The 23,055-nt window shown below is 64.3% G+C and carries 21 protein-coding genes; 14 read left to right on the forward strand and 7 right to left on the reverse strand.

Annotated features, from left to right (window positions below):
• Positions 1 to 179 precede the first annotated feature (179 nt).
• From tpx to M1D87_RS15790, 4 genes are all read right to left on the reverse strand, one after another.
• Entirely contained in the window at positions 180 to 680 is a 501-nt protein-coding gene (gene tpx / locus M1D87_RS15775; protein WP_039614183.1) for a thiol peroxidase, read from the reverse strand.
• A gap of 165 nt (positions 681 to 845) precedes the next feature.
• Positions 846 to 2,126 (reverse strand): serine/threonine transporter, encoded by a 1,281-nt coding sequence (locus M1D87_RS15780; protein WP_013972981.1) that lies wholly within the window; start codon positions 2,124 to 2,126, stop codon positions 846 to 848.
• A gap of 346 nt (positions 2,127 to 2,472) precedes the next feature.
• On the reverse strand, positions 2,473 to 3,669 hold the full coding sequence (locus tag M1D87_RS15785) for an amino acid aminotransferase (RefSeq protein WP_015270691.1): 1,197 nt from the start codon (positions 3,667 to 3,669) through the stop codon (positions 2,473 to 2,475).
• A gap of 225 nt (positions 3,670 to 3,894) precedes the next feature.
• Entirely contained in the window at positions 3,895 to 4,920 is a 1,026-nt protein-coding gene (locus tag M1D87_RS15790; RefSeq protein WP_024087284.1) for an Ldh family oxidoreductase, read from the reverse strand.
• 143 nt (positions 4,921 to 5,063) lie between these two features.
• On the opposite strand from M1D87_RS15790, the gene M1D87_RS15795 reads away from it, so the two are divergent.
• The 11 genes from M1D87_RS15795 (at position 5,064) to M1D87_RS15845 (ending at position 18,005) form a co-directional block, all read left to right on the forward strand.
• A complete protein-coding gene (locus M1D87_RS15795; RefSeq protein WP_123084848.1) occupies positions 5,064 to 5,936 on the forward strand; it encodes a MurR/RpiR family transcriptional regulator in 873 nt (290 codons plus the stop codon).
• 22 nt (positions 5,937 to 5,958) lie between these two features.
• Positions 5,959 to 6,711 carry a transporter substrate-binding domain-containing protein gene (locus M1D87_RS15800; RefSeq protein WP_004376261.1) on the forward strand — a complete coding sequence of 251 codons (753 nt, stop codon included), beginning with the start codon at positions 5,959 to 5,961 and terminating at the stop codon, positions 6,709 to 6,711.
• A 145-nt stretch (positions 6,712 to 6,856) separates the two neighbouring features.
• Complete coding sequence (locus tag M1D87_RS15805; protein ID WP_004376260.1) at positions 6,857 to 7,576, forward strand: ABC transporter permease; 720 nt, start codon at positions 6,857 to 6,859, stop codon at positions 7,574 to 7,576.
• A complete protein-coding gene (locus M1D87_RS15810; protein WP_004376258.1) occupies positions 7,573 to 8,283 on the forward strand; it encodes an ABC transporter permease in 711 nt (236 codons plus the stop codon). Before M1D87_RS15805 ends, M1D87_RS15810 begins: the two co-directional genes overlap by 4 nt.
• Before the next feature lie 16 nt (positions 8,284 to 8,299).
• The gene (locus M1D87_RS15815) at positions 8,300 to 9,544 is read left to right on the forward strand and encodes an NAD(P)/FAD-dependent oxidoreductase (protein ID WP_013972987.1); all 1,245 of its coding nucleotides are present in this window, start codon (positions 8,300 to 8,302) and stop codon (positions 9,542 to 9,544) included.
• Between the two features lie 22 nt (positions 9,545 to 9,566).
• Positions 9,567 to 10,349 carry an amino acid ABC transporter ATP-binding protein gene (locus M1D87_RS15820; protein WP_013972988.1) on the forward strand — a complete coding sequence of 261 codons (783 nt, stop codon included), beginning with the start codon at positions 9,567 to 9,569 and terminating at the stop codon, positions 10,347 to 10,349.
• A gap of 621 nt (positions 10,350 to 10,970) precedes the next feature.
• On the forward strand, positions 10,971 to 11,780 hold the full coding sequence (locus M1D87_RS15825; RefSeq protein WP_013972989.1) for a gamma-glutamyl-gamma-aminobutyrate hydrolase family protein: 810 nt from the start codon (positions 10,971 to 10,973) through the stop codon (positions 11,778 to 11,780).
• A 449-nt stretch (positions 11,781 to 12,229) separates the two neighbouring features.
• On the forward strand, positions 12,230 to 13,141 hold the full coding sequence (gene kdgD, locus M1D87_RS15830; protein ID WP_039615340.1) for a 5-dehydro-4-deoxyglucarate dehydratase: 912 nt from the start codon (positions 12,230 to 12,232) through the stop codon (positions 13,139 to 13,141).
• A 104-nt stretch (positions 13,142 to 13,245) separates the two neighbouring features.
• Positions 13,246 to 14,607, forward strand: coding sequence for an MFS transporter (locus M1D87_RS15835; protein WP_075044995.1), 1,362 nt, complete (start codon positions 13,246 to 13,248; stop codon positions 14,605 to 14,607).
• 77 nt (positions 14,608 to 14,684) lie between these two features.
• Complete coding sequence (garD, locus tag M1D87_RS15840; RefSeq protein ID WP_123084851.1) at positions 14,685 to 16,238, forward strand: galactarate dehydratase; 1,554 nt, start codon at positions 14,685 to 14,687, stop codon at positions 16,236 to 16,238.
• 186 nt (positions 16,239 to 16,424) lie between these two features.
• Complete coding sequence (locus tag M1D87_RS15845) at positions 16,425 to 18,005, forward strand: aldehyde dehydrogenase (NADP(+)) (protein WP_123084852.1); 1,581 nt, start codon at positions 16,425 to 16,427, stop codon at positions 18,003 to 18,005.
• 173 nt (positions 18,006 to 18,178) lie between these two features.
• Here M1D87_RS15845 and M1D87_RS15850 read toward each other — a convergent pair whose 3' ends face one another.
• Positions 18,179 to 18,928 (reverse strand): FadR/GntR family transcriptional regulator, encoded by a 750-nt coding sequence (locus tag M1D87_RS15850; RefSeq protein WP_232880577.1) that lies wholly within the window; start codon positions 18,926 to 18,928, stop codon positions 18,179 to 18,181.
• A 195-nt stretch (positions 18,929 to 19,123) separates the two neighbouring features.
• Here M1D87_RS15850 and M1D87_RS15855 point away from each other — a divergent pair, with 195 nt between their 5' ends.
• From M1D87_RS15855 to M1D87_RS15865, 3 genes are all read left to right on the forward strand, one after another.
• Positions 19,124 to 19,774 carry a DUF998 domain-containing protein gene (locus M1D87_RS15855; protein WP_123084853.1) on the forward strand — a complete coding sequence of 217 codons (651 nt, stop codon included), beginning with the start codon at positions 19,124 to 19,126 and terminating at the stop codon, positions 19,772 to 19,774.
• 74 nt (positions 19,775 to 19,848) lie between these two features.
• Positions 19,849 to 20,178 (forward strand): hypothetical protein, encoded by a 330-nt coding sequence (locus tag M1D87_RS15860; RefSeq protein ID WP_023660807.1) that lies wholly within the window; start codon positions 19,849 to 19,851, stop codon positions 20,176 to 20,178.
• A gap of 261 nt (positions 20,179 to 20,439) precedes the next feature.
• On the forward strand, positions 20,440 to 21,348 hold the full coding sequence (locus tag M1D87_RS15865) for a LysR family transcriptional regulator (protein WP_123084855.1): 909 nt from the start codon (positions 20,440 to 20,442) through the stop codon (positions 21,346 to 21,348).
• Here M1D87_RS15865 and M1D87_RS15870 read toward each other — a convergent pair whose 3' ends face one another.
• On the reverse strand, positions 21,349 to 21,867 hold the full coding sequence (locus M1D87_RS15870) for a DMT family transporter (protein WP_123084856.1): 519 nt from the start codon (positions 21,865 to 21,867) through the stop codon (positions 21,349 to 21,351).
• A 493-nt stretch (positions 21,868 to 22,360) separates the two neighbouring features.
• Positions 22,361 to 22,942, reverse strand: a complete 582-nt coding sequence (locus tag M1D87_RS15875; protein WP_123084857.1) for a hypothetical protein — start codon at positions 22,940 to 22,942, stop codon at positions 22,361 to 22,363.
• Positions 22,943 to 23,055 lie beyond the last annotated feature (113 nt).

A 23,055-nucleotide genomic window follows, 5' to 3' on the forward strand; every position in this document is an offset into this window, starting at 1 on the left:
TGCGAAGGGGCCGGCACGGCAAAAGAGACTCTGTGGCAGTAATGCCCTCTTCGCAGCACAAGGCTGCTCCTACATAGGTACCGCGCAGTCCTGAAGCATTGTGCAGTACCGGTGGGAGCGGGTTTACCCGCGAAGAGGCCGGTACAGGCGATCGACGCCCGCCCTGCCCCACACAACTCTTACTTCAGTACAGCCAGCGCTGCATCGTAGTTCGGCTCATCAGCGATTTCGCCAACCAGCTCGCTGTGCAGCACCTTGTCGTTTTCGTCCAGCACCACCACGGCACGGGCAGCCAGGCCGGCCAGCGGGCCATCGGCGATGGCCACGCCGTAGTTTTCGAGGAACTCGCGGCCACGCAGGGTCGACAGGTTCTTCACGTTGTCCAGGCCTTCGGCGCCGCAGAAGCGTGCCTGGGCGAACGGCAGGTCGGCGGAGATGCACAGCACCACGGTGTTGGCCACATCGTTGGCCTGGGCATTGAACTTGCGCACGGAGGTAGCGCAGGTCGGGGTGTCGACGCTCGGGAAGATGTTCAGCACCTTGCGCTTGCCGGCGTAGTCAGTCAGCGACTTGTCAGCCAGGCCTTCACCTACCAGGGAGAAAGCCGGAGCCTGGGCGCCGGCTTTCGGCAGCTCGCCGTTGACCTGAACCGGGTTGCCTTTGAGAGTCACTTGAGCCATGACGAAATCCTTATGCGGGTTTGAAAAGGACACTGAGTTAAGCATGAAGGCGGCCGGGTGCCTATGGGGGCAGTGAAATTGTTCTATTACCGGACAATTCTTGTGGACAAAAAAAATGCCCGGGTGGCTACAAGCGCCCCGGGCATTACTTTTGCGGATGGCGTATCAGCCCAGCAGGCCGTATACCACCGAGGTCAGCGCAACCAGGCCGACGACTACCACGAACACGTTGGAGGCAGCACCGCTGTACTTGCGCATGGATGGCACGCGGCGAATGGCGTACATCGGCATCAGGAACAGCAACACCGCGAGGATGGGGCCACCGAGCGACTCGATCATGCCGAGGATGCTCGGGTTGAGGGTGGCGACAATCCAGCACACCACCAGCATCAGCGCGGCAACCACCCGGTCCAGGGTCTTGGCCGCCGGGCGTGCACCGGCCTTGGTGATGATGCCCTTCAGGCCTTCGCTGGCGCCGATGTAGTGACCGAGGAACGACTTGGCAATGGCCACGAAGGCGATCAGCGGTGCAGCGAACGCGATGGTCGGGTTGCTGAAGTGGTTGGCCAGGTACGACAGGATCGACAGGTTCTGCGCCTTGGCCTCGGCCAGCTGGGCGCTGCTCAGGGTGAGCACGCAGCTGAACACGAAGAACAGCACCATCACCACCATCAGCAGGTGGGCACGGCGCAGGATCTGGCCGCTACGCTCATCGGCATGCTCGCCGTAGCGGCGCTTCTGGTCGACGGCAAAGGCGGAGATGATCGGCGAGTGGTTGAACGAGAACACCATCACCGGAATCGCCAGCCACAGGGTGTGCAGGAAGGCCGAGGCCGGTGGTACCTGGGTGGCGCTGTCGAGAATGCCACCGGTCCAGTGCGGCACCAGGTACAGGCCCAGCAATGCCAGGGCGACGATGAACGGGTAGACCAGCAGGCTCATGACCTTGACCGTGGCCTGCTCCCCGCAGCGCACGATGGCCAGCAGGCCGAGGATCAGCACGAACGACAGGATGGCCCGTGGCGGCGGCTGCATGTGCAGCTGGTGCTCCATGAAGCTGGACACGGTGTTGGTCAGCGCCACGCTATAGATAAGCAGGATCGGGAAGATCGCGAAGAAGTACAGCACGGTGATCGAGGCGCCGGCGGTAATGCCGAAGTGCTCCTTGACCACTTCGGTGATATCGCCGTCATTGCGCCCGGAAAGGACGAAACGGGTCAGCCCGCGGTGAGCGAAATAGGTCATCGGGAAGGCCAGCATGGCCAGGATCAGCAACGGCCAGAAGCCGCCAAGGCCGGCGTTGATCGGCAGGAACAGGGTTCCGGCGCCGATCGCTGTGCCGAACAGGCCCAGCATCCAGGTGGTGTCGTGACGCGACCAGCTGCCGAGGGTGGCGGGGGTCGATTCTGCAAAGCGTTGTTCAACGCTTGGGGCCTGCTCATTCATTCCGGGTGAAGCTCCACTCGCAAGACTGCAACAGGCTGAGAATGGCGAAATAGACGTTTCGCCCAACTCAACCGAAAAAGGGAGCGCGATTGTGCACGGAAAGGTTGCACTTGCGAAGCCCTTTTCCGAGGAGCGGTTGCACTTGTCTTTACAAGCGGGTTGTGCCCGTGGGCTGCAGGAGGGATTTGACAGGTGCAGGAGCGGCCTTGTGTCGCGAAAGGGGCGCGCAGCGCCCCCAACGTTTGCAGCTTCGCCGCGAATATTGCCGGGGCCGCTTTGCGGCCCTTTCGCGACACAAGGCCGCTCCTACAAAGGCCGCGCCCCACAGAAGCGGCCTGGTACGGTGTTACTTCTGGACGGCGGCGAAGGCTTCGGCAACCCGTTGCAGGTTGGCCGGGCGCAGGCCGGACATGCATACGCGGCCGCTGTCGATCAGGTACACGCCGAACTCGTCACGCAGGCGGCGCACCTGCTCGACGCTGAAGCCGGTGTAGCTGAACATGCCGCGCTGGCGCAGGAAGAACTGGAAGTCCTGGCCTGGCAGCAGCACGGCCAAGGCATCGACCAGCGCCTGGCGCATGTCGAGGATACGTTTGCGCATCACTTCGACTTCCTCGGCCCACTGGGCATTGAGGGCGGCATCGCCGAGCACGCCAGCGACCAGCTGGGCGCCGAAGTTGGGCGGGCTGGAGTAGTTGCGGCGCACGGTAGCCTTCAGCTGGCCGAGCACGCTCTGGGCAGTGGCTTCATCGTCGCAGACCACCGACAGGCCGCCGACACGCTCGCCGTACAGCGAGAAGATCTTCGAGAACGAGTTGCTGACCAGGCACGGCACGCCGGCGCGGGCCATTTCGCGGATGGCGTAGGCGTCTTCCACCAGGCCTTCGGCGAAGCCCTGGTAGGCGATGTCGAGGAACGGGATCAGTTGGCGTGCCTTGACCACTTCAACCACCTGTTGCCACTGGTGCTGTTCCAGGTCGGCACCGGTGGGGTTGTGGCAGCACGGGTGCAGCAGCACCACGCTGTTGGCCGGCAGGGTCTGCAGGGTGGCCAGCATGCCGTCGAAGTCCACGCCACGGGTGGCCTGGTCGAAGTACGGGTAGGTGTGCACCTTGAAGCCGGCGCCTTCGAAGATGGCGCGGTGGTTGTCCCAGGTCGGGTTGCTGACCCAGACTTCGGACTGCGGGAAGTAGCGTTTGAGGAAGTCGGCGCCGACTTTGAGGGCGCCGGAACCGCCTACGGTCTGCACGGTGGCCACGCGCCCGCCGGTAACAGCCGGGTGATCGGCACCGAACAGCAGCGCCTGGATCGCCTGGCGGTAGCTGGCCAGGCCTTCCATCGGCAGGTACAGAGAGGCTTCGTGGTCCTGGCCGGCGATGCGTTTCTCCACCGCATCCACAGCCGCCAGCTGCGGCACCACGCCGGCCTCATCGTAGTACAGGCCGATACTCAGGTTGACCTTGTCGGCGCGCGGGTCGGCCTTGAAGGTTTCCATCAACGAGAGGATCGGGTCGCCGGCATAGGCATCGACATGTTTGAACACAGCGTGCAGCTCCTTGGATCAGGACAGTTCGAAAAGGCAGCCCTGAGCATACCCGGAGTGCGGGCTCAGGAACATCAACTATTGTGCAAGGTTGTCTATGCAACATTGCATGGCTGAGGATTGGTGCTGGATTCTTCGCGGGTAAACCCGCTCCCACAGGTCATGCACAATTTTCGAAGCCTGTGATAACCCTGTGGGAGCGGGTTTACCCGCGAAGAGGCCGGGTCAGCCAAGCAATTCTTTCAGGCCTTGCAACTCCTGCTCGGTCACCGCCACCCCCTCCTCCTCGGCCACCTCGCGCTCGCGGTAACGCCGCTCGCCCGGCATGCGCGTCAGCCCCACCGCCTGCATCTGCTCGACCAGCTCGCGGCTGCGCTGGGCAAACCGCTCGCCCTCGGCCTTGTTCGGGTCGATGACGATGATCAACTGCCCGGTCCACGGCGTCTTCGCCCCCGGGTGCCCCGACCAGTCGAACTCCCAGGAAAAATTCCCGCCGGTCAGCGCCGCCGCCAGCAACTCGACCATCATCGACAAGGCCGAGCCCTTGTGCCCGCCAAATGGCAGCAACGCGCCGCCTTCCAGAATCGCCTTGGGGTCGGTTGTCGGCTCACCATTGGCATCCACCCCCATGCCCTGCGGCAATTGCTGGCCAGCACGTGCGGCAATCTGCACGTCGCCATGGGCCATGGCGCTGGTGGCCATGTCGAAGACGATCGGGTCATGTTCGGCGCAAGGTGCGGCAAAGGCGATGGGGTTGGTGCCGAACAGCGGCTTGCGGGCGCCGTGCGGCACCACGCAGGTCATGCTGTTGACCACGCTCAGGGCTACCAGGCCTTCGTCGGCGAAAGGCTCCACATCCGGCCACAGCGCGGCGAAGTGGTGCGAGTTGTGGATCGCCAGCACGGCGATGCCCGCGTTGCGTGCCTTCGCCACCAGAAGTTCACGGGCCGCCGCCAGCGCCGGCTGGGCGAAGCCGCCTGCGGCATCGACGCGAACATAACCGGGCGCCACGTCGCTGACCTTCGGCGTGGCCTGGCCATCGACCCAGCCGCTGGCCAATGTCGAAACATAGCCGGGCATGCGGAACACCCCATGGCTATGGGCACCATCGCGCTGGGCGCTGGCGCAGTTGTGGGCCAGCACCCGGGCCACGCTTTCGCTGCAGCCATGGCGCTGGAAAATGCTCTGCAACAGGCCCTGCAGCTCGGTAAAAGGCACACGCACGACGGTGCTGGTGGAAGGTGCGGACATCTGAAGCTCCTTGTTGGAATTGGAATGGCTACAGCGTTGCAACGACAAAAACTTTCCTGCATGTGACAGCTATCTGTCAAATGTTGACTTGATGACAGAAAACAGCCATTTTCTTTCGCAAGCCTTACCCCTGGAGCCGCAGCATGAGCCAACCGATCAAGCAACGCCTGGAAAACAGCCTCGAAGGGGCCGCTGCTTCGGGCCGCAAGATCGCTACCTACATGCTCGCCAACCTGCATGAACTGCCGTTCCAGACCTCGGCCAGCATTGCCGTCAAGCTGGGCGTCAGCGAATCCAGCGTCGGCCGTTTCTGCCGCTCATTGGGTTATGCCCATCTCAAGGCGTTGAAGCAAGACCTGCAGAACGACCTGGGCGATGGCCCGTGGCTGGTGGGTGACCGCCTGCAAGATTACCGCCAGAACCAGGACGCCAGTGACAACGCCGGCAGCCTGGAGTTGGAAATCGCCGCCCTGGTGCGCGTGCACGAGTATCGCCAGAGCAGCGCCTGGCACAGCGTCGCGCAGCGCCTGGCAAGCAGGCAGCGGGTGTTCATCGCCGGCTTCCAGACCGAGCGCGGCATCGCCATGTGCATGAGCCACCTGCTGCAGTACCTGCGCGATGGCGTGCAGCTGGTGGATATGAGTGCCGGGCACTTTGGCGAAGTATTGCTGGGCCGCGCCGAAGACAGCGCCCTGGTGGTGTTCGAAGCCCGCCGTTATTCCCGCCATGCCCTGCTGTTGTGCCAGAAGGCGCGCGAGGCTGGCATAGCGGTCACGCTGGTGACCGACACCTTCTGTGACTGGGCCGATGCCAACGCCGACGAGGTGTTCCGCATCCCCACCGAGTTCAACCTGTTCTGGGAGTCCACCTCGACCATGCTGTCGTGGGTGCACCTGATGGTCAACGAGGTCTGCAAGAAGCTCGGGCCGGATGTTGAAAAACGCTTGGAAGCAACTGCCGCTCTACATAACGAATTCGTCGGCTACACCTCGTGGTCGACGGGAAAACAACAATAGCAAGAGTGCAATGAGGTGCGAGATGAAAAAGACCATGGCCTTGGTGGGTGCGTGCGCCCTGCTGCTGTCGGGTGCCGCCAGTGCCGAAACCCTGCGCTTCGCCACCGAGGGCGCCTACCCGCCCTTCAACTATGTCGACGCCAATAACCAGTTGCACGGCTTCGACGTCGACATCACCCACGCCCTGTGCGAGCAGATGAAAGTCGAGTGCACGCTGGTGGCCCAGGACTGGGAAGGCATCATCCCGGCGCTGATGGCACGCAAGTACGACGCAGTGGTCGCGTCGATGATCAATACCGAAGAACGGCGCAAGAAAATCGCCTTCACCGACCACTACTACCGCACCCCGCTGACTGTCGCCGTGGCCAAGGACAGCAAGATCACCGACGCCCAGACCAACTTCGACGGCTACACCGTTGGCGCCCAGTCGTCCTCCACCCAGGCCATCTACGCCGAAGACGTCTACGCCAAGGCCGGTGCGGATGTGAAGCTGTACCCGACCATGGACGAAGCCAACGCCGACCTGGCCGCGGGCCGCCTGGATGGCGTAATTGCCGACAAATTCCCACTGAACGAGTGGATGACCAAGAACGGCGGGGACTGCTGCAAGATCCTCGGCGACGTGGCCGACACCAAGGCCGATGCCGCCATTGCCGTGCGCAAGGACGACGAAGCCCTGCGCCAGCGCCTGAACACCGCGCTGCAACAGATCGTGGCCAACGGCACCTACCAGAAGATCGCCAGCAAGTACTTCGCTTTCGATATCTACAACTGATCTTCAAGCCCTCATTGCCTGACCGGGCCCTATCGCCGGCAAGCCAGCTCCCACAGGTTGCTCACTGACCTGAAGAACAGCGGTGTACCTGTGGGAGCTGGCTTGCCGGCGATGAGGCCGGTGAGGTCAACACAAGGTGTTCGTCATGCTCGATCAATTATCCTTGCTGTCCTTCGCCAGTGGAGGCTGGGGCCAGGCGCTGCTGGCCGGCGCGCTGGTCACCGTTTCCCTGGCCCTGGCCTGCCTGCCCATCGGCCTGCCGCTGGGCCTGGTCGTCGCCCTTGCAGCACGCTCGCGCAAGCGCTTGCCGCGCGCCTGGGCCACCACCTTCTCTACCGTGTTCCGTGGCCTGCCCGAACTGCTGACGCTGCTGATCATCTATTACGGCTGCCAGATCGCCGCACAGAAAATTCTCGCAGCCATGGGCTACCAGGGTGAGTTCCTGATCAATACCTTCCTCGCCGCGATGATCGCCTTCAGCCTGGTGTTCGCCGCGTTCTCCAGCGAGATCTGGCTGGCAGCCTTCAAGACCCTGCCCAAGGGCCAGCTGGAAGCCTGCTCGGCGCTGGGCCTGAGCAAGCGCACCGGCTTCTTCAAGGTGCTGCTGCCGCAATTGACCCGCATCGCCCTGCCCGGCCTGTCCAACAACTGGCTGTCGCTGCTCAAGGACACCTCGCTGGTCTCCACCATCTCGCTGGTCGACCTGATGCGCCAGACCAACCTGGCCGTCAGCGTGACCAAGGAGCCGATGTTCTTCTATGGCGTGGCCTGCCTGGGCTACCTGCTGTTCGCCGCCATTTCCGGGCGCGTGTTCGCCTTCATCGAACGGCGCAGCAACCGCCACCTGCAAGGAGCACGCGCATGAGCTTCGAACAACTGCTGGCGCTGGTACTCGACCCCGACCTGCTGGAACGCTACGGCCCACGCTTCCTCGATGGCCTGCTGGTAACGGCCAAGCTGGTGGCGATTTCCTTCAGCCTGGGTGCCGTGCTCGGCCTGTTGCTGGCCCTGGCGCGCATGTCACGCAGCCTGCTGCTGCAGCGCATGGCCGCCGGCTATGTGTACTTCTTCCGCGGCTCGCCGCTGCTGGCCCAGCTGTTCCTTCTGTATTACGGCCTGGGTTCGCTCAAAGGCTTCTGGCAGGACGTCGGCCTGTGGTGGTTCTTCCGCGAGGCGTGGTTCTGCACCCTGCTGGCGTTCACCCTGAACACCGCCGCCTACCAGGCCGAGATCTTCCGCGGCAGCCTGATGGCCGTCGCCCCCGGCCAGCATGAGGCGGCGCGGGCGCTGAACCTGAAGCGCTCGACCACCTTTTTCAAGGTGATCCTGCCGCAGTCGCTGCTGGTGGCCATCGGCCCGCTGGGCAACGAACTGATCCTGATGATCAAGGCCAGCGCGATCGCCTCGCTGGTGACCATCTACGACCTGATGGGCGTGACCAAACTGGCCTTCTCGCGCAGTTTCGACTTCCAGATCTACCTGTGGGCCGCCGTGCTCTACCTGCTGATCGTCGAACTGGTGCGGCGCCTGCTGAAACACCTGGAAGCCCGCCTGGGCCGCCACCTGAACTGACCGAAGGATACGTTCCATGCATTGCCAGACCCTTGTCCTCGGCGCCGGCATCGTCGGCGTCAGCACCGCGCTGCACCTGCAGGCCCGCGGGCGCCAGGTGATCCTGATCGACCGCGACGAACCGGGCAGCGGCACCAGCCACGGCAACGCCGGGCTGATCGAGCGCTCCAGCGTGATCCCCTATGCCTTCCCGCGGCAACTGGGCGCGCTGCTGCGCTACGGCTTGAACCGCCAGCCCGATGTGCGCTACAGCCTGCTGCACCTGCCCAAGGCCGCCCCCTGGCTGTGGCGCTACTGGCGCCAATCGGCCCCCGGGCGCCTGGCCGGGGCCGCCGCCGATATGCTGCCGCTGGTGCAACGCTGCGTCGAAGAGCACGACGCATTCATTGCTGCCGCCGGCCTGGAAGGGCTGGTGCAGGCCAAAGGCTGGATCGAAGTGTTCCGTGACCCGGCGCTGTTCGAGCAGGCCAAGGCCGACGCCAAGGGCCTGAGCCGTTATGGCCTGCAGTTCGAAATCCTCGAATGCGGGCAGTTGCAGGCCCGCGAGCACCAGCTGGACGCCAGCGTGGTCGGCGGCATTCACTGGCTCGACCCCAAGACCGTGAACAACCCCGGCGCCCTCACCCGCGGCTACGCCACCCTGTTCACGCAGCGCGGCGGGCAGTTCCTGCATGGCGATGCGCGCAGCCTGCGCCAGGTCGACGGCCAATGGCAGGTAGACAGCCGCCGCGGCCCGATCACCGCCAACGAGGTAGTGGCCTGCCTCGGCCCGCAGTCAGCCGACCTGTTCAGCGGCCTTGGCTACCAGATACCGCTGGCGATCAAGCGTGGCTACCACATGCACTACAGCACCCGTGACGGTGCGCAACTGGAGCATTCCATCTGCGACACCCAGGGCGGCTACGTGCTGGCGCCGATGGCCCGCGGCGTGCGCCTGACCACCGGCATCGAGTTCGACGCCAGCAGCGCGCCGGGCAACCAGATCCAGCTTGGCCGTTGCGAAGCCCTGGCGCGCAAGCTGTTCCCGGCCCTGGGTGAGCGCCTGGACGACACCCCGTGGCTGGGCCGCCGCCCCTGCCTGCCCGACATGCGCCCGGTGATCGGCCCGGCGCCGCGCCACCCAGGGCTGTGGTTCAACTTCGGCCACGCCCACCACGGCCTCACCCTGGGCCCGGTCAGCGGCCGGCTGGTGGCCGAACTGGTCACCGGCGAACGCCCCTTCACCGACCCCGCGCCCTACAGCGCGACCCGTTTCGACTGAACCCCTGCGGGAGAACAACAAGATGACCGCACCACTGAGCCTTGCCACCCTTGCCCCCGAACCCGACCCACGCCCGGTGCTGATCCGCATCGAAGGCCTGAACAAGCACTACGGCGCGTTCCATGTGCTGCGCGACATCGACCTGCAGGTGCGCGAAGGCGAACGCATCGTGCTGTGCGGGCCGTCCGGCTCGGGCAAGTCGACCCTGATCCGCTGCATCAACCGCCTGGAAGTGGCCCAGCAGGGCAGCATCAAGGTGGATGGCATCGACCTGGCGGCCACCACCCGCGAAGCGGCGCAGGTGCGCAGCGACATCGGCATGGTGTTCCAGCACTTCAACCTGTTCCCGCACATGAGCGTGCTCGACAACTGCCTGCTGGCCCCCACCAGCGTGCGCGGCCTGTCGCGCAAGGACGCCGAGGAGCGGGCGCGCATGTATCTGAGCAAGGTCGGCATCGAAAGCCAGGCGCACAAGTACCCCAGCCAGCTGTCCGGCGGCCAGCAGCAGCGCGTGGCGATTGCCCGGGCGCTGTGCATGAAGCCGCGGATCATGCTGTTCGACGAGCCCACCTCGGCGCTTGACCCAGAGATGGTCGCCGAGGTGCTGGATGTGCTGGTGCAACTGGCCGGCACCGGTATGACCATGCTCTGCGTCACCCACGAAATGGGCTTTGCCCGCCAGGTAGCCGAGCGGGTGCTGTTCCTCGAGGGCGGGCAGATCATTGAAGACAGCCCGCCGCAGGTGTTCTTCAACCAGCCGCGTACCGAGCGGGCCAAGGGGTTCCTGGCGCAAATACTGCACTGACACCTGTTCTGGCCTCTTCGCGGGCTCGCCCGCTCTCATAGAACAACACATGACTCATTGGTTCGGCGAGGTTCTGTAGGAGCAGCCTTGTGCTGCGAAGAGGCCGGGGCTGACAAAGCCTGTCTATCGGCTGTACCGGCCTCTTCGCAGCACAAGGCTGCTCCTACAAAGGACGCGTCAGACGAGCGATATTGGTTCTCTGCGCGAAAGCGCAGCCCAAAGGGCTGGGCAATCTCCCACAGGATCACCTCGGCCTTCGAGACCGGTGATCAACCTGTGGGAGCGGGCATGCCCGCGAAGAAGCCGGAACAGGCGATACCTTCATTGCACCGCTGCAAAGACCCAACTGCATCGTTAAATATTATTGACCTTAACCCCCGCCAAACCCACGCCACTACAGGCCCGCATCGGTTTAAGACCCCAGAATCCGGCGCATTCCCTGCCATCAAGCCCTGCTCCGTCGTTTGACATATCGAACGGCTCTGGCAAGCTATCTACAAGCCCCGACCGGAATCGTCGCCTCCGACGAGCCGGCAGTGCTCGGGGCTACAGGTTGCACCTATGGCCCCGCGCCGTGCACCTGCACAACAACGACAGGCCGAACCTGTCCCAAGGTGACATATGTCCAACAGCAACATTGGCAACAAGCAACCCTCCCTGCGCAAACCCGTCGTCCTGATGACCATGGGCAGCCAAGAGCGCAAAGGCCATGACTATCAGGTCATGACCCACAAATACATCACCCCGCTGGTCGAGTTTTCCGATTGCGTCCCGGTGCTGGTGCCCACCTGCTGCGGCATCGAAGACCTCGAGACCTATCTGGACATGGCCGACGGCGTGTACCTGACCGGCGCCGGCAGCAACATCGACCCGGCCCTGTACGGCCAGGAAAACGAGACCCCCGGCAAAGGCCAGGACCAGAACCGCGACCTGTTCGACATCCCGCTGGTCAAGGCCGCGATCAAGCGTGGCCTGCCGATCTTCGGCATCTGCCGTGGCATGCAGGAAATCAACGTGGCCCTGGGTGGCGACATCTACCAGAAGGTGTACGCCGAGCCAGGCTTCAACGACCACCGGGAAAACCCGGAAGACCCGGTCGAGGTGCAATACGCCCAGGTGCACGGCGTGAAGATCAAGCCGGACAGCTGGCTGCGTGACACCCTGGGTACCGACGAGATTCGCGTCAACTCGCTGCATGGCCAAGGCCTGCACAAGCTCGGCACCGGCATCGAGGCCATCGCCCACGCCGAAGACGGCCTGGTCGAGGCGATCCATGCCCCGAGCATCTCGCCATTCCTGTTCGCCGTGCAGTGGCACCCGGAGTGGCAAGCGGCGAAGAACCCGGATTCGATCAAGATTTTCCAGGCTTTCGGCGACGCTTGCCGGGCCCAGGTACGCAAGGCGCAGATCAAGCGCCAGCACGCTGCCTGACCCCAGTTTCCTCTGCTTTGATCGCGGGGCGGCGCAAGGCCGCCCTCGTTTTCCCCGGTCACCCTCTGCTGGTCCCAGAACACTTCCCGTGGAAACGGGCGGCGGGCTTGTGCCTGTCTCCGCGATCTTTTTTTCCTACCCCACCAAGAGATACGATGACTGATCGCAGTGAGTCTGCCATCTGTGTCTCATGCATTTCTTGTTGTCGCCTGTTCTGGCCTCTTCGCGGGTAAACCCGCTCCTACAGGGATCTCCGCAAATTTCAAGCGCGACGCGGTCCGTGTAGGAGCGGGTTTACCCGCGAAGAGGCCAGCACAGGCAATAACACTCCTTCCGCCCCTCCACAAAAAAATCTCCCAAAGGGACTAGTCATCGTACAAGTTGTACGATAACTTACCTCCAACGCAAAACAACACCCTTCACCCAAGCGCCACAGGATGCCCACAACAATGACTCCACAAGAACTCAAATCCATCCTCTCCCACGGCCTGCTGTCTTTCCCGGTGACCGACTTCAACGCCCAGGGCGACTTCAACCCGGCTGGCTACGTCAAGCGCCTGGAATGGCTGGCCCCGTACGGCGCCAGCGCCCTGTTCGCCGCCGGTGGCACCGGTGAGTTCTTCTCGCTGGCTGCCAGCGAATACAGCCAGGTGATCAAGACCGCCGTCGACACCTGCGCCAAATCGGTCCCCATCCTCGCCGGCGTCGGTGGCTCCACCCGCCAGGCCATCGAATACGCGCAAGAAGCCGAGCGCCTGGGTGCCAAGGGCCTGCTGCTGCTGCCGCACTACCTGACCGAAGCCAGCCAGGAAGGTGTCGCCGCCCACGTCGAAGCCGTGTGCAAATCGGTAAACATCGGCGTAGTCGTCTACAACCGCAACGTCTGCCGCCTGAACGCCGACCTGCTGGAAAAACTGGCCGAGCGCTGCCCGAACCTGATCGGCTACAAGGACGGCCTGGGTGACATCGAGCTGATGGTGTCGATCCGTCGCCGCCTGGGCGACCGCTTCAGCTACCTGGGTGGCCTGCCGACCGCCGAGGTGTATGCGGCCGCCTACAAGGCCCTGGGCGTGCCGGTGTACTCCTCCGCCGTGTTCAACTTCGTGCCGAAGACCGCCATGGACTTCTACAACGCCATCGCCCGTGACGACCACGCCACCGTGGCCAAGCTGATCGACGACTTCTTCCTGCCGTACCTGGACATCCGCAACCGCAAGGCCGGTTACGCCGTGAGCATCGTCAAGGCCGGCGCCAAAATCGCCGGTTACGACGCCGGCCCGGTGCGTACTCCGCTTACCGACCTCACCGCCGACGAGTACGAAAAACTCGCCGCGCTGATGGACAAGATGGGCCCGCAGTAAGCGCCGCCCGCGGCCTGCCAGATGCCGCACCCGGAGTGGGCCAGCCCCGCTCCGGTTACAATTCGTGAGCCCGCACAAAAATAACTAGTGGGAGTACTACCAGCATGCAAGCGACGAAGAAGACGCATGTGCGCTACCTGATCCTGTTCATGCTGTTCCTGGTGACCACGATCAACTACGCTGACCGCGCCACCATTGCCATCGCGGGTTCCAGCCTGCAGAAAGACCTCGGCATCGATGCCGTGACCCTCGGCTACATCTTCTCCGCCTTCGGATGGGCATACGTGGCCGGCCAGATTCCTGGTGGCTGGCTGCTCGACCGCTTCGGTTCCAAGAACGTCTACGCCTTCAGCATCTTCACCTGGTCGCTGTTCACCCTGCTGCAGGGCTTTGTCGGTGGCCTGCCGGTGGCCTGGGCGGTGGTGACACTGTTCACCCTGCGCTTTTTGGTCGGTTTTGCCGAAGCCCCGTCGTTCCCCGGCAATGCGCGCATCGTCGCGGCCTGGTTCCCGACCCAGGAACGCGGCACCGCCTCGGCCATCTTCAACTCGGCGCAGTACTTCGCCACCGCATTGTTCGCACCGATCATGGGCTGGATCGTGTTCAGCTTCGGCTGGGAGCACGTGTTCGTGGTGATGGGCGCACTGGGCATCGTGTTCTCCATGGTGTGGCTGAAGACCATCTACAACCCGCGCCAACACCCACGCATCAGCCCAGGTGAACTCGAACACATCGAGCAGAATGGCGGGCTGGTGGACATGGACCAGAAGCGCGGCAACGACGGCCCGAAATGGGGCTACATCAAGCAACTGCTGACCAGCCGCATGCTGCTGGGCGTGTACCTGGGCCAGTACTGCATCAACGCCATCACCTACTTCTTCCTCACCTGGTTCCCGGTGTACCTGGTACAGGAGCGCGGCATGACCATCCTCAAGGCCGGCTTCATCGCCTCGCTGCCGGCGGTCTGCGGCTTCATCGGTGGTGTGCTGGGCGGGGTGATCTCCGACTGGCTGCTGCGCCGCGGCAACTCGCTGACCTTCTCGCGCAAGCTGCCGATCGTCTGCGGCCTGCTGCTGTCGACCACCATGGTGTTCTGCAACTACGTCGACGCCGAGTGGATGGTGGTCGGCTTCATGACCCTGGCGTTCTTCGGCAAAGGCATCGGCGCGCTGGGCTGGGCGGTGGTCGCCGACACCTCGCCGAAACAGATCGCCGGGCTGTCGGGCGGGCTGTTCAACACCTTCGGCAACATCGCCTCGATCACCACGCCAATCGTGATCGGCTACATCATCAGCGCCACGGGTTCGTTCAAGTGGGCCCTGGTGTACGTCGGCGCCAACGCCCTGGTGGCGGTGTTCAGCTACCTGGTGATCGTCGGCCCGATCAAGCGCATCGAGCTGCGTGAAAGCCCAAAGCCTGACGCCGAGCCAGCGACCGGCAGCGAACTGGCCGGCTCGCGCCACTGAGTGAACACGCCCGCGGCGGCCACCCCGCCGCGGGCGGATGTACAAAAGCCTGAGAACCTGACAAGTAGGGCCCGAACATGCAGTTGATCGAACATTCCGACTCGCCCCGCTACGTCCGCCTGCACGACGACGACAATGTCGTGGTGGTGGTCAATGATGGCGGCCTGGGCGAAGGCGCCCGCTTCGCCGACGGCCTGACCCTGGTCGAAGGCGTGCCACAGAGCCACAAGGTGGCCACCGTAGCCATCGCCAAGGGCGAACCGGTGCGCCGCTACGGGCAGATCATCGGCTACGCGCTGGAAGACCTGCGCCAGGGCAGCTGGGTGCAGGAAAGCCAGCTGGCCATGCCGGCCGCGCCGGAGCTGGACAGCCTGCCACGCTGCGACGCCGTCCCGCAGCCGCAGCCGCCGCTCGAAGGCTTCACCTTCGAAGGCTACCGCAACGCCGACGGCACCGTCGGCACCCGCAACATTCTCGGCATCACCACCACTGTGCAGTGCGTGGCCGGCGTGCTGGAGCATGCGGTAAAGCGCATTCGCAGCGAGTTGCTGCCCAAGTACCCCAATGTCGATGACGTGGTGGCGATCACCCACAGCTATGGTTGCGGCGTGGCGATAAACGCGCGCGATGCCTACATCCCGATCCGCACGGTGCGCAACCTGGCGCGCAACCCCAACCTGGGCGGCGAGGCCCTGGTCATCAGCCTGGGCTGCGAGAAGCTGCAGGCCGGCCAGGTGATGCACGACAACGACCCGTCGGTGGACCTCAGCGACCCGTGGCTGTACCGCCTGCAGGACGCCAGCCTGGGCTTTGTGGAAATGATCGAACAGATCATGCAACTGGCCGAGACCCGCCTGAAGAAACTCGACCAGCGCCGCCGCGAAAGCGTACCGGCCAGCGAACTGATCCTGGGTATGCAGTGCGGGGGCAGCGATGCCTTCTCGGGCATCACCGCCAACCCGGCGCTGGGCTACGCCGCCGACCTGCTGGTACGCGCCGGCGCCACCGTGCTGTTCTCGGAGGTGACCGAAGTGCGCGACGCCATCTACATGCTCACCTCGCGGGCGGAAAACCAGGAGGTCGCAAACGCCCTGGTGCGCGAAATGGACTGGTACGACCGCTACCTGCAGCAAGGCGCCGCCGACCGCAGCGCCAACACCACGCCGGGCAACAAGAAAGGCGGCCTGTCGAATATCGTCGAGAAGTCCCTGGGGTCGATCGTCAAGTCCGGTAGCGGCGCCATCCAGGGCGTGCTCGGCCCGGGCGAGCGGGTCAACCGCAAAGGCCTGATCTTCTGCGCCACCCCGGCCAGCGACTTTGTCTGCGGCACCCTGCAACTGGCTGCCGGCATGAACCTGCATGTGTTCACCACTGGCCGCGGCACCCCGTACGGCCTGGCCATGGCGCCGGTGGTCAAGGTATGCACCCGCAGCGAGCTGGCCCAACGCTGGCCCGACCTGATCGACATCGACGCCGGGCGCATCGCCAGCGGCCGCTCGACCATCGAGGAGCTGGGCTGGGAGCTGTTCCACTACTACCTGGACGTGGCCAGCGGCCGCAAGCAGACCTGGGCCGAACAGCATCGCCTGCACAACGACATCACCCTGTTCAACCCGGCACCGATTACCTGATGTCAAGGGCTTGCCCAATTCAACATTGCAACGCGGTCCCTGTGGGAGCGGGTTCACCCGCGAACACCGGCAATGCCGGTGCCATACACCGAGTTGCCTGCTTCGCGGGTGAACCCGCTCCCACAGGGTCCGAGCAAACGCCTCAAGCACGTTCTCTTCATTCACTACTCTCTACAGGAGCACCCCATGCCTGAAATCCTCGGCCACAACTTCATCGCCGGCCAGCGCAGCGCCGCTGGCCCGCAGCGCCTGCAGAGCCTGGACGCCAGCACCGGCGAGGCTCTGCCCTACAGCTTCGCCCAGGCCACCGAAAGCGAAGTGGACCAGGCCGCCAAGGCCGCGGCCGCCGCTTTCGCCGAATTCCGCCAGCTGGCCCCGGCGCGGCGCGCCGAATTCCTCGACGCCATCGCCGCCGAGCTGGACGAACTTGACGACGCTTTCGTCGCCATCGTCTGCCGTGAAACCGCCCTGCCCCCCGCCCGTATCCAGGGCGAGCGCGGCCGCACCAGCGGCCAGATGCGCCTGTTCGCCCAGGTGCTGCGCCGTGGTGACTTCCTCGGTGCGCGCATCGACCTGGCCCTGCCCGAGCGCCAGCCCCTGCCACGCGTGGACCTGCGCCAGATGCGCATCGGCGTCGGCCCGGTCGCCGTGTTCGGCGCCAGCAACTTCCCGTTGGCCTTCTCCACCGCCGGTGGCGATACCGCTGCGGCCCTGGCCGCCGGTTGCCCGGTGGTGTTCAAGGCCCACAGCGGCCACATGGCCACCGCCGACCTGGTCGGCTGTGCCATCCAGCGCGCCGCCGAGCGCACCGGCATGCCCAAGGGCGTGTTCAACATGGTGTTCGGTGGCGGCGTCGGCGAGTGGCTGGTCAAGCACCCGGCCATCCAGGCGGTCGGCTTCACCGGCTCGCTGAAAGGCGGTGACGCCCTGTGCCGCATGGCCGCCGAGCGCCCGCAGCCGATCCCGGTGTTCGCCGAGATGTCCAGCATCAACCCGGTCATCATCCTGCCGGGCGCCCTGGCCAAGCGTGGCGAAGCCATCGCCCGAGAACTGGCCGGTTCGGTGTGCCTGGGCGCAGGCCAGTTCTGCACCAACCCGGGCCTGGTGATCGGCCTGCAGTCGCCGCAGTACAGCCAACTGCTGGCCGAGCTTGGCCAGCACCTGAGCCAGCAGGCCGGCCAGACCATGCTCAACGCAGGTGGCCTGCGCAGCTACGTCGGTGGCCTGGAGCACCTGCACGCCCATGCCGGTATCGAGCACCTGGCCGGCCAGGCGCAAGCAGGCAGCCAGGCGCGCGCCCAGCTGTTCAAGGCCGATGCCCGCCTGCTGGTGGAGTCTGACCCGCTACTGCAGGAAGAAGTGTTCGGCCCGACCACTGTTGCCGTGGAAGTGCAGGACAACGATCAGTTGCGCACCGCCTTGCTCGGCCTTCGCGGCCAGCTGACCGCGACCCTGATCGGCGAGCCGGAAGACCTGCAGGCCTTCGCCTGGCTGGTCCCCCTGCTGGAAGAGAAGGTCGGGCGGATCCTGGTCAACGGCTACCCGACCGGTGTCGAGGTGTGTGATGCGATGGTGCACGGCGGGCCTTACCCGGCCACGTCGGATGCGCGCGGCACATCGGTCGGCACCCTGGCCATCGACCGCTTCCTGCGCCCGGTGTGCTACCAGAACTACCCGCAGGCGCTGTTGCCTGAGGCACTGCGCGACAGCAACCCGCTTGGGCTGCGCCGGTTGGTGAATGGCCAGTGGAGTGAGGGCGCGATCTGATCGCCCCTTGAAACCAGAAAGCCCCGCGGATGGCGGGGCTTTTCTTTTGGCTGTACCGGCCTCTTCGCGGGTAAACCCGCTCCTACAGGGACCGCGCCGTACTTACAGGTAATGGATAACCTTGTGGGAGCGGGTTTACCCGCGAAGAGGCCAGGTCAGGCAACAGAGAAGCCTCAGGCCCCCTGCACCTCGGCCTCTTCATGCGCCTGGCGCAAGCGCTCGCGGCTGTTGCTCAGGTGCATGCGCATGGCCATCTTCGCCCCTTCGCTATCACGCCGGGCGATGGCTTCGTAGATCGCCTCGTGCTCATGCATCAGCCGGCTCATGTAGTGCGCCTGGTCATCATGGGCCAGCCGCGCCGAGTTCAACCGGGTACGAGGGATGATGCTGGTGCCCAGGTGGTTGATGATGTCGGCGAAGTAGTGGTTGCCGCTGGCCTGGGCAATGCGCAGGTGGAACTGGAAATCCGCCGACACCGCATCCGTGGCGCGGGCAGCCCCTTCGTTGAGTTCGTCCAGCGCCGCACGCATGCCGGCCAGCTCTTCATCGCTGCGCCGCTGCGCCGCCAGGCCCGCCGATTCGATCTCCAGGGCAATGCGCAACTCCAGCACCGCCAACACTTCGCGCAGGGTGACCACGGTCGCCGGGTCGATACGGAAACCACCCGTGGCTGGCGCGTCCAGCACGAAGGTGCCGATGCCGTGGCGGGTCTCGACCTGCCCGGCAGCCTGCAGCCGCGAGATCGCTTCACGCACCACCGTGCGGCTGACACCCTCTTCGGCCATGATCTGCGATTCGGTCGGCAGCTTGTCGCCGCGCTTGAGCTGGCCGCTGCGAATGCGCTCGGTCAGCACCGTGACCAGTTCCTGGGCCAGACTGCGCGGCTTGCGCCGGGTCTTTGCCTGTACCTGCTGCTCTGTCATTGCCCTGTATTTCACCTTGAAAGACAGCGCTCATCATAGCGCAAGCAGTTGTACGATCACATACACGCAGTGCGGTATTTCTCGGCGTCCGCAGGCGACACGCAGCCCTTAACGCAACACTGGAAATGCTGGCCCCTCGCAGGTGCAAGCCGGTACTGTGCGGTTTCACGCTCATCCATGGAAGGAAAACACCGTATGAAACCCCTCGACCGCTTGTTGCTAGCCAGTGGCCTGTTGATCCCCTTCTGGCTGCTGGCAGGCGTATGGTTCACCGCCCTGGCCTACCCCGGCTACGACCACCTGCAACAAGCCATGAGCCAGCTCGGCGCCGTCGGTTCGCCGACCCAGAACTGGTCGCCGTTGGTCAACAACTTCCCCCTTGCCATGCTGTTCACCCTGTTTGCCTGTGGCCTGGCGCGGCGCTGGCGTGGTTCGAAGCTGGCATTGCTGAGTGCGGCGCTGGTGCTGTTGCATGGTCTGGGCAGCCTGGGTACCGGCTGGTTTCCCTGCGACCAAGGTTGCGCTCCGGCGCAGCCTTCCCCTTCACAGCAGCTACACAACCTGTCCGGCTTGCTGATGTTCCTTTCGCTGACCCTTGCAAGCGCACTGTGGGCCTGGTTGGGCAATCGCATTGCCGGCTCCAGGGCACTGGGGCTGTTTTCCCTCGCTTGCGTGGTGCTGGCGGTCGTGACCGTCGTACTCATGGGCAAGGCAGCGCAAAGCGGCCAATGGTTCGGCCTGTACCAGCGCCTGAACTACGGCGTATCGGTGATCTGGGTCGCCAGCCTGGCCTGGACCAGCCTGCGCACCCACCGCGCCAGCCCGTTGCGGATGGCAACAACCTGACGGCAATTTGCTGGCCCCCGGTAGCTGCTTGTGAAGGCAAACTTCGTTTTCCTTCAAATGCTTAGGACAGCAACATGCGAGTACTTCTAGCAACGATGGCCGGCTGCCTGCTAGCCACGCTCGCTTTCGGCGCCCAGGCACGGGCGCTGAGCCAGAACGATCGCCACACTTGCGGCTGGGGCGCGCAGATAGCCGCCGAGGCCCAGCAGGCCAAGCTTTCCGGGGTAACCCTGTATGCCACGCGCAAGAAGCTGCAGGCGCGCAAATTCCCCAAACCGTGGATGCGCATGACCGCCTTCGGCATTACCGAACAGACCTACAACAGTCGCTCCCGGCTAAAGCCTGCAGCGATCAAGCAGACCTATTACGAGCAGTGCGTGCAGCATGCTGTAGCAAGGCGATAAAGCTCTGGCTCTTTGGGCTGCGCTGTCGCGCAAAAAACAAATATCGCTCGTTTGAAACGTCCTCTGTAGGAGCAGCCTTGTGCTGCGAAGAGGCCGGTACAAGCAATAGACAAGCTTTGTCAGTACCGGCCTCTTCGCAGCACAAGGCTGCTCCTACAGAACTTCACTAAACCAATGAGGCATGTGTTGTTCTATGAGAGCGGCCTTGGGCATTTGTTAAACTGATGAAAACTGTCGGACGCAACCAAGACCATTCGCAACATGGATGAACTACGCAAGATCGACCTCAACCTGCTGCTCGCTCTGCACGCCCTGCTGAGCGAAAAGCACGTGACCCGCGCCGCCCTGCGCCTGCACCGCAGCCAACCGGCGGTAAGCCACGCACTGGCGCAGTTGCGCAAGCACTTCGACGACCCCTTGCTGGTGCGCCAGAACGGCAGCATGACCTTGACCGCCCGCGCCCAATCGCTGGCCAAACCGCTGCACGACGCCCTGGGCAACCTCAACGGCCTGCTGGCCGCCCCACAGTTCGAACCGGCCAAGGCCCAGCGTCGCTTCAGGCTCTCGCTGTCCGACTATTCCTCGCGGATCATCCTGCCACCCCTGCTGCGCCACCTGCGCCAGGTCGCGCCCGGGGTGGACCTGGCCATCAGCCAGGCCAGCCGCGAAACCATGCTGGCCCAGTTGCTCGATGCTGAACTGGACCTGGCCCTGGGCATCTTCCCGGACCTGCCCCAGGCCATCACGGCGCAGCCGCTGTTCACCGACAGCTTCATCAGCGTTGCCGACCGCCAGGTGCTGCCGGCCAGCGGCGGCCTGGCCCTGGACGACTGGCTGGCCCGTCCGCATGTGCTGATGGCCATGCACCCGGATGCCTTCGATGAAATCGAACGCGCCCTGGCCGCGCAAGGCCTGCGTCGGCGGATTGCCCTGGCCTTGCCGCACTGGAGTGCGGCGGTCGAGGTGCTGGCCGGCACCGACCTGATCCTGACCGTGGCCAGCCGCGCGGTGGGCTCGCTGCACCAGCACAAGACATTGCGCCAGTTCGAGCCGCCACTGGCGATTCCTTCGTTCGATTACCAGCAAGCCTGGCATAGCCGCAAGGACGACGACCCCGGGCATCGCTGGCTGCGGGAAACCGTGTGGGCGTGCAGCCAGCCGGGGCGCTGATCAGCCTTCCGACTGTTTCTCCACGGTAGTGGCACTGGCCGGCGTGCCTGCTGCCCAGGTGCCCTGCACCAGCAGCACGCCGCAGAGGATCAGCACCACACCTGCCAACCTGGCCAGGTTGAGCGGCTTGCCCCCCAACCCCATCACCCCGAAGTGGTCTGCGACCACCGCCGTGATGATCTGCCCCGCCACCACCAGCACCAGGAACCCCGCCGCCCCAAGCCGGGGGGTGAGCGCAGCAGCACCGGCCACGTACAGCGCCCCCAGCACACCACCAACCCACAGCCACCAGGGCCCCTGCAAGGCGTTGCCCATGTCCGGCGCCGGCACCCTGAGGACCAGCAGCGCGGCGATCACTACCAGCGAACTTACCGTCAATGACGTGAACGCACCCCACAACCAGTGCCCCAGCGCCCGGCCGACGGCGGCATTACCCGCAGCCTGGAACGGCAGCACGGCACCGGCAAGCAACGCCAGGGCAAAGGGAAGTACCAGAAGGCACAAGGTCTTGCTGAACATGGCAGTCCTCATTCGTGACAGATGTTCAGGCGATGATCGGGAAATTCCCTTCATCCATGGAAATCGAAAGTGTGCACGTACTTTATTCACCACATGGATACACGATCACGCAGCCCATTACCGGCAAGCCAGAGCCCACAGGTACCGCGCAGTCCTGAAGCCTGAGCCGTACCTATGAGAGCAACTGTCTTGCTCAAATTCCAAAAGTTGGCGCGATCTCTGTGGGAGATCGCCCAGTCCTTTGGGCTGCGCTGTCGCGTAAAGAACTGAATTCGCAAGCGGTACGCGTACCCTGTGGGAGCGGCTTTAGCCGCGAAGAATCCAACGCGGTGCATGGCACCGGCTGCGCCGGTGTTCGCGGCTAAAGCCGCTCCCACAAAGTCCCTGGCTTGCCGGCGATGGGCCGCACAGCGGCCCCAATCGATTAGCTAAAAGAGCATCAATGCAAGGCGATCCCATAGGCGGGCAACCCACAGCCTGCCCCAATGAATGGTCAGCGCGAGGTTTCGACGCGCAGCACTTCGGTGTAGATCGCGTCGACCGTCTGGCCGACCTTGAGGTTCTTCATGCGTGCCTGCAGGTCAGGGTTCTCGACCTTGACCACCTGCAGCTTGCCCTCCGGCGGCAACAGGCTCACTTCATGCGTCTTGAGGTCGATCTTCTTGATCTGCGAGGTCACCCTGACCTGGCGGAACGCCTCGCCGCCCGGGTTGGGGTTGTCTGCGGTGGCGCGAATGGTACCGGACTCTTCAGTCGCCTTCGGTGCACCGCCCACCTCGGGATTCAGCACATAGGCCACAGCACGGGTTACGTAGATGTCGACCTGGTCACCCACCTTGAGGTTGGGCAGCGCCTTGGCCTTTTCAGTGAGCTGGAAGGTCACATCCTTCTTGGCGTCAGGGCCTTTCACCGTGACCTGTCGGTTAGCCAGGTCGATGGCCGTGACCTGCGTGGTGACGTGGCTTTCCAGCGCCTCGCTACCGATGGGAATACCGGCAGCCTGCACCGTGAAGCTGGCGGCGGACGCCAGGGTGGCAACGGCAATGGCACGAGCGAGAGAGCGAATTGGATTCATAGGCCTGCTTCCATGTAATCGAGACCGGGTAGGGACGTGAAATGTTCACGCGCCAACAAGCATAGCCCTTGCCTGACACATTGCCGGCCCTTCCCCCTCACGACGCGTTTTGT

Source organism: Pseudomonas sp. SA233, assembly GCF_054792385.1.

Excerpts from the sequence above, each read along its gene's own strand:
- tpx (WP_039614183.1), bottom strand. The coding sequence starts at position 680 with ATGGCTCAAGTGACTCTCAAAGGCAACCCGGTTCAGGTCAACGGCGAG.
- M1D87_RS15780 (WP_013972981.1), bottom strand. The coding sequence starts at position 2,126 with ATGAATGAGCAGGCCCCAAGCGTTGAACAACGCTTTGCAGAATCGACC.
- M1D87_RS15790 (WP_024087284.1), bottom strand. The coding sequence starts at position 4,920 with ATGTCCGCACCTTCCACCAGCACCGTCGTGCGTGTGCCTTTTACCGAG.
- M1D87_RS15795 (WP_123084848.1), top strand. The coding sequence starts at position 5,064 with ATGAGCCAACCGATCAAGCAACGCCTGGAAAACAGCCTCGAAGGGGCC.
- M1D87_RS15800 (WP_004376261.1), top strand. The coding sequence starts at position 5,959 with ATGAAAAAGACCATGGCCTTGGTGGGTGCGTGCGCCCTGCTGCTGTCG.
- M1D87_RS15805 (WP_004376260.1), top strand. The coding sequence starts at position 6,857 with ATGCTCGATCAATTATCCTTGCTGTCCTTCGCCAGTGGAGGCTGGGGC.
- M1D87_RS15810 (WP_004376258.1), top strand. The coding sequence starts at position 7,573 with ATGAGCTTCGAACAACTGCTGGCGCTGGTACTCGACCCCGACCTGCTG.
- M1D87_RS15815 (WP_013972987.1), top strand. The coding sequence starts at position 8,300 with ATGCATTGCCAGACCCTTGTCCTCGGCGCCGGCATCGTCGGCGTCAGC.
- M1D87_RS15820 (WP_013972988.1), top strand. The coding sequence starts at position 9,567 with ATGACCGCACCACTGAGCCTTGCCACCCTTGCCCCCGAACCCGACCCA.
- M1D87_RS15825 (WP_013972989.1), top strand. The coding sequence starts at position 10,971 with ATGTCCAACAGCAACATTGGCAACAAGCAACCCTCCCTGCGCAAACCC.
- kdgD (WP_039615340.1), top strand. The coding sequence starts at position 12,230 with ATGACTCCACAAGAACTCAAATCCATCCTCTCCCACGGCCTGCTGTCT.
- M1D87_RS15835 (WP_075044995.1), top strand. The coding sequence starts at position 13,246 with ATGCAAGCGACGAAGAAGACGCATGTGCGCTACCTGATCCTGTTCATG.
- garD (WP_123084851.1), top strand. The coding sequence starts at position 14,685 with ATGCAGTTGATCGAACATTCCGACTCGCCCCGCTACGTCCGCCTGCAC.
- M1D87_RS15845 (WP_123084852.1), top strand. The coding sequence starts at position 16,425 with ATGCCTGAAATCCTCGGCCACAACTTCATCGCCGGCCAGCGCAGCGCC.
- M1D87_RS15850 (WP_232880577.1), bottom strand. The coding sequence starts at position 18,928 with ATGACAGAGCAGCAGGTACAGGCAAAGACCCGGCGCAAGCCGCGCAGT.
- M1D87_RS15855 (WP_123084853.1), top strand. The coding sequence starts at position 19,124 with ATGAAACCCCTCGACCGCTTGTTGCTAGCCAGTGGCCTGTTGATCCCC.
- M1D87_RS15860 (WP_023660807.1), top strand. The coding sequence starts at position 19,849 with ATGCGAGTACTTCTAGCAACGATGGCCGGCTGCCTGCTAGCCACGCTC.
- M1D87_RS15865 (WP_123084855.1), top strand. The coding sequence starts at position 20,440 with ATGGATGAACTACGCAAGATCGACCTCAACCTGCTGCTCGCTCTGCAC.
- M1D87_RS15870 (WP_123084856.1), bottom strand. The coding sequence starts at position 21,867 with ATGTTCAGCAAGACCTTGTGCCTTCTGGTACTTCCCTTTGCCCTGGCG.
- M1D87_RS15875 (WP_123084857.1), bottom strand. The coding sequence starts at position 22,942 with ATGAATCCAATTCGCTCTCTCGCTCGTGCCATTGCCGTTGCCACCCTG.